The organism is Variovorax sp. UMC13, assembly GCF_014170375.1.
Classification (GTDB): Bacteria; Pseudomonadota; Gammaproteobacteria; order Burkholderiales; family Burkholderiaceae_C; genus Variovorax.
The window spans coordinates 172,282-184,140 of the sequence record NZ_LZZW01000030.1; the positions used below are offsets into that span (position 1 = coordinate 172,282).

Annotated in this window: 10 protein-coding genes and 1 riboswitch; of the genes, 4 read left to right on the forward strand and 6 right to left on the reverse strand. The window is 68.8% G+C overall.

Annotated elements, in window-relative coordinates:
- Nucleotides 1-2 precede the first annotated feature (2 nt).
- Nucleotides 3-1,208: an MFS transporter gene (locus A9977_RS24360; protein WP_183027427.1), complete on the reverse strand. Its 1,206-nt coding sequence runs from the start codon at nucleotides 1,206-1,208 to the stop codon at nucleotides 3-5.
- Nucleotides 1,209-1,212: 4 nt separating this feature from the next.
- Nucleotides 1,213-1,674 (reverse strand): RidA family protein, encoded by a 462-nt coding sequence (locus A9977_RS24365; RefSeq protein WP_183027428.1) that lies wholly within the window; start codon nucleotides 1,672-1,674, stop codon nucleotides 1,213-1,215.
- Between the two features lie 91 nt (nucleotides 1,675-1,765).
- Here A9977_RS24365 and soxR point away from each other — a divergent pair, with 91 nt between their 5' ends.
- Nucleotides 1,766-2,254, forward strand: coding sequence for a redox-sensitive transcriptional activator SoxR (gene soxR, locus A9977_RS24370; protein WP_183027429.1), 489 nt, complete (start codon nucleotides 1,766-1,768; stop codon nucleotides 2,252-2,254).
- Here soxR and A9977_RS24375 read toward each other — a convergent pair.
- The 3 genes from A9977_RS24375 to thiC form a co-directional block, all read right to left on the reverse strand.
- Nucleotides 2,251-3,639: a patatin-like phospholipase family protein gene (locus A9977_RS24375; protein WP_183027430.1), complete on the reverse strand. Its 1,389-nt coding sequence runs from the start codon at nucleotides 3,637-3,639 to the stop codon at nucleotides 2,251-2,253. The two genes, soxR and A9977_RS24375, sit on opposite strands and share 4 nt — an antisense overlap.
- A gap of 4 nt (nucleotides 3,640-3,643) precedes the next feature.
- Nucleotides 3,644-4,336, reverse strand: coding sequence for an HAD family phosphatase (locus A9977_RS24380; RefSeq protein WP_183027431.1), 693 nt, complete (start codon nucleotides 4,334-4,336; stop codon nucleotides 3,644-3,646).
- Between the two features lie 687 nt (nucleotides 4,337-5,023).
- Nucleotides 5,024-6,901 (reverse strand): phosphomethylpyrimidine synthase ThiC, encoded by a 1,878-nt coding sequence (thiC, locus tag A9977_RS24385; RefSeq protein ID WP_183027432.1) that lies wholly within the window; start codon nucleotides 6,899-6,901, stop codon nucleotides 5,024-5,026.
- Between the two features lie 80 nt (nucleotides 6,902-6,981).
- Nucleotides 6,982-7,090, reverse strand: a riboswitch (TPP riboswitch).
- A 197-nt stretch (nucleotides 7,091-7,287) separates the two neighbouring features.
- On the opposite strand from thiC, the gene A9977_RS24390 reads away from it, so the two are divergent.
- A complete protein-coding gene (locus A9977_RS24390) occupies nucleotides 7,288-7,497 on the forward strand; it encodes a hypothetical protein (protein ID WP_183027433.1) in 210 nt (69 codons plus the stop codon).
- Nucleotides 7,498-7,528: 31 nt separating this feature from the next.
- Nucleotides 7,529-9,718: a phosphocholine-specific phospholipase C gene (locus A9977_RS24395; RefSeq protein WP_183027434.1), complete on the forward strand. Its 2,190-nt coding sequence runs from the start codon at nucleotides 7,529-7,531 to the stop codon at nucleotides 9,716-9,718.
- 59 nt (nucleotides 9,719-9,777) lie between these two features.
- Here A9977_RS24395 and hisN read toward each other — a convergent pair whose 3' ends face one another.
- Nucleotides 9,778-10,584: a histidinol-phosphatase gene (hisN, locus tag A9977_RS24400; RefSeq protein ID WP_183027435.1), complete on the reverse strand. Its 807-nt coding sequence runs from the start codon at nucleotides 10,582-10,584 to the stop codon at nucleotides 9,778-9,780.
- Nucleotides 10,585-10,778: 194 nt separating this feature from the next.
- Here hisN and A9977_RS24405 point away from each other — a divergent pair, with 194 nt between their 5' ends.
- Entirely contained in the window at nucleotides 10,779-11,801 is a 1,023-nt protein-coding gene (locus tag A9977_RS24405) for an ABC transporter substrate-binding protein (RefSeq protein WP_183027436.1), read from the forward strand.
- The last annotated feature ends 58 nt before the right edge of the window (nucleotides 11,802-11,859 follow it).

Below are 11,859 nucleotides of genomic sequence, written 5' to 3' on the forward strand. Positions count from 1 at the left end.
GGCTAGCGGCGGCGCGCCACCAGCCGCTGATCAAGGCAGAGCGCCCCGCCGGCCAGCGCGGCCAGCCCCACGCCCAGCGCGCAGGCCATGCCCCAGCCACCATGGCGCCAGGCCAGCGCCCCCAGCGCGGAGCCGCAGGCGGCACCCGCGAAATAGCTGGTCATGTAGACCGCGTTGATGCGCGACCGCGCCTCGGGCTCGAGCTTGTAGATCACGTTCTGGTTGCTGATGTGCACGCCGGGCAGCGCGATGTCGACCACCAGCATGCCCAGCAGGAAGAAGCCGAGGCTGGCGCCGCCCAGCCACAGGAAGACCCAGCCCAGCGCCAGCAGCAGCACCGACACGGCCGTGACCTGCTGGACCCAGCCGCGGTCGCCCAGCCGGCCGGCCACGCTGGCCATCAGCGCGCCCGCGACGCCCACCAGCCCGACCAGGCCGATCTGCACGTCGTTCATGCCGTGCACCGGGCCCGACAGCATCAGCGCCATGGTGGAGAACAGCACGCTGACCGAGGCGAAGGTCAGCGCGCCGATCAGCGCGCGGCTGCGCAGCCGCGGATGCTTGCGCAGCAGCGTGCCCAGCGAACGCAGCGTGCGCGCATAGCTTTGCGGCACGGGGTTGCGCGAGCTGGGCAGCACGAACCACAGCACCGATGCGACGGCCACCATCAGCACGCCGGCCACACGGTAGACCGTGTTCCATCCGCCCACGGCCGACAGCAGCCCGGCCACGCTGCGCGCCGCGAGGATGCCGGTGAGCAGCCCGCTCATCATCAGCCCCACCGCGCGACCGCTGCGCTGCGGGTCGGACAGGGTGGCGGCCATCGGCACCAGCGTCTGCGCCGCGACCGAGAACAGGCCGGTCATCACCGTGCCCGCGATCAGCAGGCCCAGGCTGGTGGCGAAGCCGCTCATGAACAGGCCGATCGAGGCCAGCAGCATCAGCCCGACCGCGAGGCCGCGCCGCTCGAGCTTGTCGCCCAGCGGCACCAGCAGCAGCAGGCCGCAGGCATAGGCCACCTGCCCCAGCGTGACGGTGAGCGCGGCCGCGGCATCGCTCACGCGCAGGTGGACCGCGATCGAGTGCAGCAGCGGCTGGTTGAAGTAATTGCTGCCCGCGCTCAGGCCGGCGGCCACGGCCATCAGCAGCAGGACGGGGAGGCTCAGCGGGGCGACGGGGGTGCGAGACGAAAGCGAAGCGGAGGACATGCCCTCAGTCTGCCAGGGTCGAGGCAGCGATCGCCTTGACCGCCGTGGCCTCGAACGCGCACAGCATGCCCTCGCGCGCCAGGCAGGGCACCGGGATCAGCGTGCAGGCCGGCGTCGGCAGCTCGCCCCAGACGGTGGCCAGCGTGCGCGCGAGCAGGGCCAGCCGGGCCTCGCTGTGGCCGACCACCAGCACACGCAGGCGCACCACGTGCTGCAGGCCGGCGCCGGCACCGGTCAGCGCCAGGCGCAGGTTCCGCAGCGCCTGGGCGAGCTGGGCCTCGAAGTCCGGCGACAGCGCGCCCGTCGCGTCCTCGCCGCCCTGCTCCGCCAGGTAGATGAAGCGCGCGGGCGCGGTGGCCACCGCCACATGCGAGCCGCCATCGGCGCGCCGGCCGGCCAGGCGCGGCGGGTTGATGAACAGCGGCAGGGCGGCCGGCACATGCAGGGGGAGCGTGAAGAAGGACATGCTGGACAGGGGAGCGAGGAAGAAGGCGCTAGTATCGAATCTCAACTTAACTTGAGGTCAAGCGCTTCGCGCGATCGACCCTCGGAGCGCCATGGCCAATGCCCCCTCTTCCCCACCGGACCCGACCGACCCTGCGCCCGAGCTCAGCGTCGGCGAACTGGCCGCGCGCAGCGGCGTGGCCGTGTCGGCGCTGCATTTCTACGAATCGCGCGGCTTGATCCATGCCGGGCGCAGCGCCGGCAACCAGCGGCGCTACCCGCGCTCGGTGCTGCGGCGCGTGGCCTTCATCAAGGTGGCGCAGCGCGTGGGCATTCCGCTGGGCGCCATCGCCGATGCGCTGCAGGCCCTGCCGGCCGGGCGCACGCCCACCGGGGCCGACTGGCGCCGGCTGTCAAGCCAATGGCGCGACGAGCTCGACGCGCGCATCCTCACGCTCACGCAGATGCGCAACCAGCTCGACGGCTGCATCGGCTGCGGCTGCCTGTCGCTCAAGGTCTGCCCGCTGCGCAATCCGCAGGACACGCTGTCGCGGCTGGGGCCGGGGCCGCACTTCGATGCGGGGCAGTGCGAGGCCCCTTAGGGTTCGACGCGGCGCGCACCCAGTGAACGGCGCAGCGCCTCGAACTCCGGCGAGCGCAGCAGCACCTGGCGGCCGGCCTCGATCAGGCCGTCGACCTCGGCGTCGGAGATGGTGAAGGCCGTGGGCACCTGCAGCAGGCTGCGGCGCTGCTCGCCCTCGGCATCGCGCAGGTTGACCTGCACCACGTGGATCTCGGCATCGGGCGTGAACACGTCGCTGCCGCCGCCCACGCGCTTGCGCAGTTCGGCGCGCCACTGGCGCGTGATGTCGGCCAGGTACTCCTGGGTCTCGGTGGTGGCGCGCGCGCCGGCGCCGAACAGCAGCGCGTCGGCCACCTCCATGAAGCCCGGCACGCGGTCGCTCATGTCGATGTTGTTGGCCGGGTCGCGCTCGGAGTTCACGGTGATCAGCACCAGCTGGCGCACGCTGCCCGGCGGAATGCCGACCTCGACGAAGCTGTCGCGCAGGCCGCCGCCGGCCAGCGCGCGGTCGAGCAGGCGGCGCACGCCCAGGTTGTCGGCCAGGCCGCCGTCCACCAGGTGGATGTAGGGCCGGCGCGCCGCATCGAGGTAGCTGTTGGCCTGCGAGCGGTACATGCGGGCGCGGTAGTCGCCGCCTTCGAGGCCGGCGAAGCGCGGCACCACGTTGCGCGCGTGGCAATCGCCCGCATGGTTCTTGAGCGTCATCGGGCTCAGCGCGAGCGGCACCGCCGAAGAAGCCGCCACCGCGAAGGACAGCGGCACGCTGCCCAGATCGGAACAGATCAGCGCGAACTGGTCGTCGGTGAACTCGAAGCCCGTGCCCAGCGACATGTCGGTGGCCGCGATCACCAGTTGCGGGTGGCGCGGCTGGCGCGCGATGTCGGCGTAGGTCATGCCCTGGTAGAGCGTGTCGAGCCGGCGCGCGAGCAGCTGGCTGCGGCCGAACCAGGGCGAGGTGAGCTCGATCAGGTGCGTGGGCTGCAGGGTCTGCGTGATCAGGCTGTTCTGGAAATTCTGGCGCAGGAAATCGGCCTCGAAGCCCGCCAGCCCCTTGGCACCGAAGGCCGCGTAGTAGGCGGCCAGGATGCTGCCGCCCGAGACGCCGCTGATCACGTCGGTGGCCTCGAGCAGGTTCTTGTCCTGCCCGTTCCATTGGAAATGCGTGCGTTGCAGCTCGCTCAGCACGCCGTAGCCGAAGGCCGCGGCACGCGCCCCGCCGCCCGAAAGCGTGACCGCCACCAACAGGCTCGGGTCGCGGTCGGGGTTGAACAATGTGGCGGCGGGTGCCGGGCCGTCGCCCAGGGGTTCGTTGATCCAGGGCCGGACGGAGGAACAGCCGGCCAGCAGTGCCGCCGCGAGCAGCAGGCCCGCGCTCAAGAGAAAGGGCCGGCTGCGTGCGCGCATGGGCTCAGGCCGGGACGCCGCGCCAGGCGGCGAGCACCGCCGGCAGTTGCGCCATGTCGGTGAAGATCTGCACCGCGCCCGCGGCCCGCAGCGCATCGGCCCCGCTGTGGCCCAGGCCGCCCGGGCTGTAGCCGAACACCGTCGCGCCAGCCGCGACACCGGCCGTGGCGCCGGTCACCGTGTCTTCCACCACCGCGCAACGGGCCGGGTCGACATCGAGCGCGGCGGCCGCCGCGAGGTAGACGTCGGGCGCGGGCTTGGAGCGCGGCATCTCGTGGCCGCTGAAGATCCGGCCCTCGAAGGCGTCGAACACGCCGATCTTGCGCAGCTGCATCTCGACCTTGATCCGGTCGGCGCCCGAGGCGCAGGCGATCTTGCCGCCGAGCGTGGCATGCAGTGCGCGGATGGCGGCGGGTGCGCCAGGGATCTCGACCAGCTCGTGGGTCAAGCGTTCGTTGCGGCGCGTCCAGAAGCTCTGGAGCCACTCCGAGGTGACCGGGCTGCCGGTGTTCGCCTCGATCAGCGCGGCCTCGTCCTTGACGGCCTTGCCGACGAAGATGCGCATGCACTCGTCGCTGCTGAGCGTCCAGCCGCGCTCTTCGAGCATGTCGCGCAGGACGCCGTTGGTGATGGGTTCGGAGTCGACGAGGACGCCGTCGCAGTCGAAGAGGACGGCGGAGAAGGGGAATGCGTTCATGGGTGGGGATGGTATCAACGGCGCATTGGAGATTTGGGTCTGGGGTCGGGTCTTTCGTTGCGCTGGAAGTTGAGGCAGGGGCCGGGTCTCGCCCCGGCGGGCGACTCACTTTTCTTTGCTTCGCCAAAGAAAAGTAAGCAAAAGAAAGGCGACCCCGCCGTCTGCGACCCTTCCGCTTCGCTCCAGGGCACCCTGCGGTGCTCACGTTTCGCGGGGTCTCGCTCGAACTCGCTTCGCTCAAACATGAGCGAGCCCTGATCCGCGAAACGCTCCGCTCCTCAGCGCATCCAGAGGGGCTTGAAGACCGCTCGGGCCTTTGCTTCGCTCGGCCCACAACGCGCTGCAGGCGCGTTGCGCCTGCAGCGCTGGGGATTTTTTGTATTTGTGTTTGTCTTTCGTAGGGCCGAGCGAAGCGATGGCCCGTTCGGTTCCCGTTTCCAAATCCCTTCTGGCTGCGCCGAGGAGCGCAGCGGTTCGCGGATCAGGGCTCGCGATTGTCTGAGCGAAGCGAGTTCGAGCGAGACCCCGCGAACCGCGAGCACCGCAGGTTGCCCGCAGCGAAGCGGAGGGTCGCAGACAGCAGGGTCGCCTTTTCTTTGCTTACTTTCTTTTGGCGAAGCAAAAGAAAGTGAGTCGCCCGCCGGGGCGAGTCCCGGCCCCGCCCGCAAACAAAGCACAACGCCGAAATCAGACCACCGAACGAATCGGTATGTAGATCTCCCCCCCTCCAGCAGCAAACTCTTCAGACTTCTCCACCATCCCCTCCCGAAGCGCCTCCGCCTCCGCCACCCCCTTCGCAGCCGCGTACTCCCTCACCTCCTGCGTGATCTTCATCGAACAAAACTTCGGCCCGCACATCGAACAGAAGTGCGCCACCTTGCTCGAATCCTTCGGCAGCGTCTCGTCATGGAATTCGCGCGCAGTGTCCGGGTCGAGCCCGAGGTTGAACTGGTCCTGCCAGCGGAACTCGAAGCGCGCCTTGCTCAGCGCATCGTCGCGCGAGCGCGCCCCCGGATGCCCCTTGGCCACGTCGGCCGCATGCGCCGCGATCTTGTACGCGATGATCCCCTGCTTCACGTCGTCGCGGTCCGGCAGGCCCAGGTGTTCCTTGGGCGTCACGTAGCAGAGCATCGCCGTCCCGGCCCAGCCGATCATGGCCGCGCCGATGGCGCTGGAGATGTGGTCATACCCGGGCGCGATGTCGATGGTCAGCGGGCCCAGCGTGTAGAAGGGCGCTTCGTGGCAGTGCTTGAGCTGCTCGTCCATGTTGGCCTGGATCATGTGCATCGGCACATGGCCCGGGCCTTCGATCATGGTCTGCACATCGTGCTTCCAGGCCACCTGCGTGAGCTCGCCCAAGGTGCGCAGCTCCGCGAACTGCGCCTCGTCGTTGGCGTCGGCGCCCGAGCCCGGCCGCAGGCCGTCGCCCAGCGAGAAGCTCACGTCGTAGGCCTTCATGATGTCGCAGATGTCCTCGAAGTGCTCGTACAGGAAGCTCTCCTTGTGGTGCGCGATGCACCACTTGGCCATGATCGAGCCACCGCGCGAAACGATGCCGGTCATGCGGTCGGCCGTGAGGTGGATAAAAGGCAGGCGCACGCCTGCGTGGATGGTGAAGTAGTCGATGCCCTGCTCGGCCTGCTCGATCAGCGTGTCGCGGAAGATCGCCCAGGTGAGGTCCTCGGCCACGCCGCCCACCTTCTCCAGCGCCTGGTAGATCGGCACGGTGCCGATGGGCACCGGGCTGTTGCGCACGATCCAGTCGCGCGTGGTGTGGATGTTCTTGCCGGTCGACAGGTCCATCACGTTGTCGGCGCCCCAGCGGATGGCCCACACCAGCTTCTCCACCTCTTCCTCGATGCTCGAGGTGACGGCCGAGTTGCCGATGTTGGCGTTGATCTTGACCTTGAAGTTGCGCCCGATCGCCATCGGCTCGACCTCGGGGTGGTTGATGTTCGCGGGAATGATCGCGCGGCCGCGCGCCACCTCGTCGCGCACGAACTCGGGCGTGATGATCTTCGGGATGCGCGCGCCCATCGGGTTGCCGGCCACCCGTTTCGCGCGCTCCTCGTGCGCCAGGTACTCGGCCATCCATTCGCGCTTGCCGTTTTCGCGCAGCGCCACGTACTCCATCTCGGGCGTGACGATGCCGCACCGCGCGTAGTGCATCTGCGTGACGTTGGCGCCGCTCTTCGCGCGGCGCGGTGCGCGCTGCAGTGCGGCCGCATCGGCGCGCAGTTGCGCGATGCGCTCGCTCTCTTCGCCCTTGCCGCCATCGTCGAGCGCCACGCGCACGCGGCCCTCGTAGCCTTCGGTGTCGCCGCGCTCGGCGATCCAGGCGCCGCGCAGGTCGGGCAGGCCGCGGCGCACGTCGATGTCGACCGTGGCGTCGGTGTAGGGGCCCGAGGTGTCGTAGAGCGACACGCACTCGCCGTTGCTCAGCGCGACGTCGCGCACCGGCACGCGCAGGTCGGGCCGGCTGCCGGTGATGAAGGTCTTGGTCGAAGCGGGAAAGGGCTCGCGGGTGAGCGTGAGCAGCGAGGCGAAGTTGTCGATGGCGTTCATGAGGGGCACTCCTGGTTTGAATGGGTGCTCCGCAATCGCTCGACGGACCCACGGCCCTCGAGAAAAAAGGGACCTGTGGATCAGGGAACTGCAGCTCTTCTTACGCCGGTACTAACCGGTTCAAGTTCGCGGGATCGGCGATAGGGATCGCCATCTCAGCACGTTGCACGTGCGCCCCGGAGCGGGGTGGATTCTAGGAGCGCATCGCCGCCACCGCAATGCCTTCGGTGCATTTGCAACAACGCGCGACCACGCCACGGTGTCAATCGCCTGTCACGAACGGGGCAGAAGATTGCGGCGCAAATGGTAGTTGTGGATTTTGTTGCAACTCCATGGATGCGCCTCAACGCCCGGTTCCCCATTCCTTCAATTTCAGGAAACCCTCGATGACCTCCACGCCCTCTTTCCTGCGTGCCCCCGCCCGGCGGCTGGCGGCCGCTGCCGCGATCGCACTGCTGACCGGCGTGCTCGCCGCCTGCGGTGGCGGCAGCGGTGGCAGCACGCCGACACCGCCCACCACGACGCCGACCACGCCGACCGACCCCGGCACGCCGACGGACCCCACCGTCAAGCCCGAGATGCGCTGCGCGCCCTGAACCCCTCGTCCAGAAAACAAGGCACCACACCATGACCTCACGCCGCAACTTCCTGCGCAGCACCGCTACCACCGGCATGGCCGCCGCCACGCTGGCCGCCTTCCCGCCCAGCATCCGCCGCGCGCTCGCCATCGAGGCGAACAACGTCACCGGCACCATCATGGACGTCGAGCACGTCGTGATCCTGATGCAGGAGAACCGCTCCTTCGACCACTACTTCGGCACCCTGATGGGCGTGCGCGGCTTCGGCGACCGTTTCACCGTGCCGCTGGCCAAGGGCCTCAACGTCTGGCAGCAGAGCGACGCCAACGGCAAGCCCATCCTGCCCTACCACCTCGACGGCACGCAGGGCAACGCCCAGCGCGTGAGCGGCACGCCGCACTCGTGGAGCAACGGCCAGGACGCCTGGGACGGCGGCCGCATGAACCAGTGGCCGCGCTACAAGAACGTGCCCTCGATGGGCTACTTCATGGAAGCCGAGCTGCCCTTCCAGTTCTCGCTGGCCAACGCCTTCACGCTGTGCGACGCCTACCACTGCGCGATGCACACCGGCACCAACTCCAACCGCCTGTTCCTCTGGAGCGGCACCAACGGCCCGACCGGCGCCAACGTGGCCGTGGTCAACAACGAGTGGGACGGCATGGACAGCCCGGCCACCGGCTACCAGTGGAAGACCTATCCCGAGCGGCTGGAAGAGGCCAAGGTCAGCTGGATCGTCTACCAGAACATGCCGGACAACTACACCGACAATTCGCTGGCCGGCTTCAAGCAGTACCGCCAGGCCAACGTCGCCTCGGGCAAGCCGGTGAGCTCCGACGACAACGTGGTCTCGCCCGCCTACGACCCGGCCAGCGACAACACCGGCAACCCGCTCTACAAGGGCATCGCCAACACCATGCCCGACGGCGGCTTCCTCGAGACCTTCCGCCAGGACGTCAAGAACCGCAAGCTGCCGCAGGTGTCGTGGATCGTCGCACCGGCCACCTACTCCGAGCACCCCGGCCCCTCGAGCCCGGTGCAGGGCGCCTGGTACACCCAGCAGGTGCTGGACGCGCTCACCGCCGTGCCCGAGGTCTGGAGCAAGACGGTGCTGCTGATCAACTTCGACGAGAACGACGGCTACTTCGACCATGTGCCCTCGCCGGCCGCACCTTCGCTCAACCCCGACGGCAGCGCCGCCGGCAAGACCACGCTGCCCGCGGCCGACATCGACTTCGAGCGCTTCACGCACCCCGCGCCCCCCGGCACCACCGACCAGCCCAAGCCCGACGGCCGCGTCTACGGCCCGGGCGTGCGCGTGCCGATGTACGTGGTTTCGCCCTGGAGCCGCGGCGGCTGGGTCAACTCGCAGGCCTTCGACCACACCTCGGTGGTGCGTTTCCTGGAAGCGCGCTTCGGCGTCAAGGAACCCAACATCAGCCCGTTCCGGCGTGCGGTGTGCGGCGACCTGACCAGCGCCTTCAACTTCAAGACGCCCAACAGCGAAGTGCTGCCCACGCTGGCCGGCCGCAAGAGCAAGAGCGACGCCGACACGCTGCGCGCGCAGCAGCAGGCGCTGCCGCAGATCGTGCCGCCGGCCAATCCGCAACTGCCGGTCCAGGCCCGGGGCACCCGCCCCTCGCGCGCCCTGCCCTACGAGCTGCATGTGAGCGCACGCGCCGATGCGCTGAGCGGCAACGCGCGGCTGCTGTTCGCCAACACCGGCAAGGCCGGCGCGGTGTTCCATGTCTACGACAAGCTGCACCTCGACCGGCTGCCGCGCCGCTTCATGGTGGAAGCCGGCAAGACGCTGGACGACGCCTGGAGCACCGCGAGCGACAACGGCCTCTACGACCTCTGGGTGCTGGGCCCCAACGGCTTCCATCGCCACTTCAAGGGCGACCTGAACCCGCTGCGCGCGGCCAACGCGGCCGTTCCCGAAGTGCGCGTCTGCTACGACATCGCCAACGGCAACGTCTACCTGAGCATGAACAACACGGGCAAGAACGCCGTGAAGTTCAGCCTCCAGGCCAAGGCCTACCGCGAGGACGGCCCCTGGACCGCCTCCGTAGCGGGCGGCGCCACGGTCGAGCAGCACTGGGAACTGGCCGGCAGCGGACGCTGGTACGACTTCGCCGTGACCTGCGATGCCGACCCGGCCTACTACCGGCGCTTCGCGGGCCGCGTGGAAACCGGCCAGCATTCGGTGAGCGACCCGGCGATGGGCCTGAACAGCCTCTGATCGCCACGCGCTGAAGAAGAGAAAAGAAGACGGCCCGCCCAGCGCGGGCCGTTGCCGTTTCAGGCGGCGACGTCGGGCACGCCGGCCAGCAGCGCCAGCGCCTGCGCATGCAGCGCCGGCGTGGCGGCCGCCAGCACGCGGCCGTTGGAGCCGATGTGCAGCGCGCGCCCGCGCCAGTCGGTGATCACGCCGCCCGCGCCCTCGACCACGCCGACCAGCGCCATGTAGTCGTAGGGCTGCAGCTGGCATTCGGCCACCAGGTCGACGTGGCCGCCCGCGAGCTGCGCATAGCCGTAGCAGTCACCGCCGAAGCGGCGCATCGCGCAGGCCTTGCTGAGCGCATCGTAGGCGGCCCATTCGTCGGCCGCGAAGGCATCGGGCGAGGTGGTGACGATGCGCGCCTGCGCCAGCATGGTGCAGCCGCTGGCATGCACCACGCGTTCGTTGCAGCGGGCCCCGCGGCCGGCCTGGCCGATCCAGCGTTCGCCCAGCACCGGCATGTCGATCAGGCCGAGCTCGACGCGTCCGCCATGCACCAAGGCGATCAGCGTGCCCCACAGCGGCGAGCCGGTGATGAAGCTCTTGGTGCCGTCGATGGGGTCGAGCACCCACACATGCTCGGCATCGATGCGCACGCGGCCATGTTCCTCGCCCAGGATGCCGTGCATGGGCACTTCGGCCTCGAGCCGTGCGCGCATCGCGGCCTCGGCCGCGCGGTCGGCGATGGTGACCGGGCTGGCATCGGCCTTGAGGTCGACCTCCAGCGCGGTACGGAAAGTGCGTAGCGAATGCGCGGCCGCCAGGTCCGCCAGCTGGCCGGCCAGCGCGGGGAAATCGATCGGAGAAGCAGGGGACGTGGAAGCCATGGAAAGGTCTCGGCAGGAGCTGAAGGTTGTCAAGGAGTTGTCATACGCATCGATCAATATCGTGGCATGAATGGTGCTTGTGGATATTCTTGCAAATTCCCAGTAATCGCACAAACGCAATTATTCGCCCAATGTTGGTGAAGCACCCCGATCCGTTCTGCCCCATTTCCGATCACTGCACTCTGGAGTCCTCCATGTCCACCATCGCTTCCTTCGCTTCCCGCTTCCGCACCACCGCCGTGCTCGCCGCCGCCCTGCTGGCCGCCGCCGCGCACGCCGGCACCATCACCGTCTACTCGGCGCTCGAGGAAGACGAGATCAAGGACTATGTCGCGGCCGCCAAGAAGGACATGCCCGATGTCGACGTGAAGGTGCTGCGCCTGTCGACCGGCGACCTGGGTGCGCGCATCCTGGCCGAGTCGGCCAACCCGCAGCACGACGTGATCTGGGGCTGGGCGCTGACCAACATGCTCGACCCGCGCATCACCGCGCTGCTCGAGCCCTATGCGGCCAAGGGCAGCGAGAAGCTGGCGCCCGCCAACAAGGCCGCCGACGGCAAGTGGTTCACCACCACCGGCTACGTGGGCGCCTTCTGCGTCAACACCGAAGTGCTCAAGGCCAAGAACCTGCCCATGCCCACCAGCTGGAAGGACCTGAGCAACCCGGTCTACAAGGGCGAGGTCGTGATGCCCAACCCGGTGTCCTCGGGCACCGGCTACCTGCAGATCGCGGCGCTGCTGCAATCGAAGGGCAGCGACGAAGGCTGGAAGTTCCTGAAGACCCTCGACGGCAACGTGGCGCAGTACATCAAGTCGGGTTCGCGCCCCTGCAAGGCCGCGCGCGCCGGCGAGTTCGCCATCGGCACCTCGCTGGCCTTCGCCGCCATGCAGTCGGTCGAGGAAGGCTATCCGGTGAAGATGGTGATCCCCAGCGACGGCGCGGGCTACGAGCTCGAGGCCTCGGGCCTGATGGCCAAGGCGCGCAACAAGGCCGACGCCCAGCGCTTCCTCGACTGGACGCTCTCGCCCGGTGCCACCGCGCTCTACACCAAGTACAAGGAAATGGTCACGATCCCGGGCGCGCCGCAATCCAAGGCCGCCAAGGCCGCGGGCCTGCCGGCCGACCTGAGCACCGTGCTCTACAAGATGGACTTCGCGCAATCGGCCAAGGACCGCGACGCGATCCTCTCGGCCTGGACCAAGAACATCGGCCGCTGAGCGGCCACCCGCCGCGGCGGTCGCCGGGTGCGACCGCCTTCTTTTCCTTTTTTCCCGA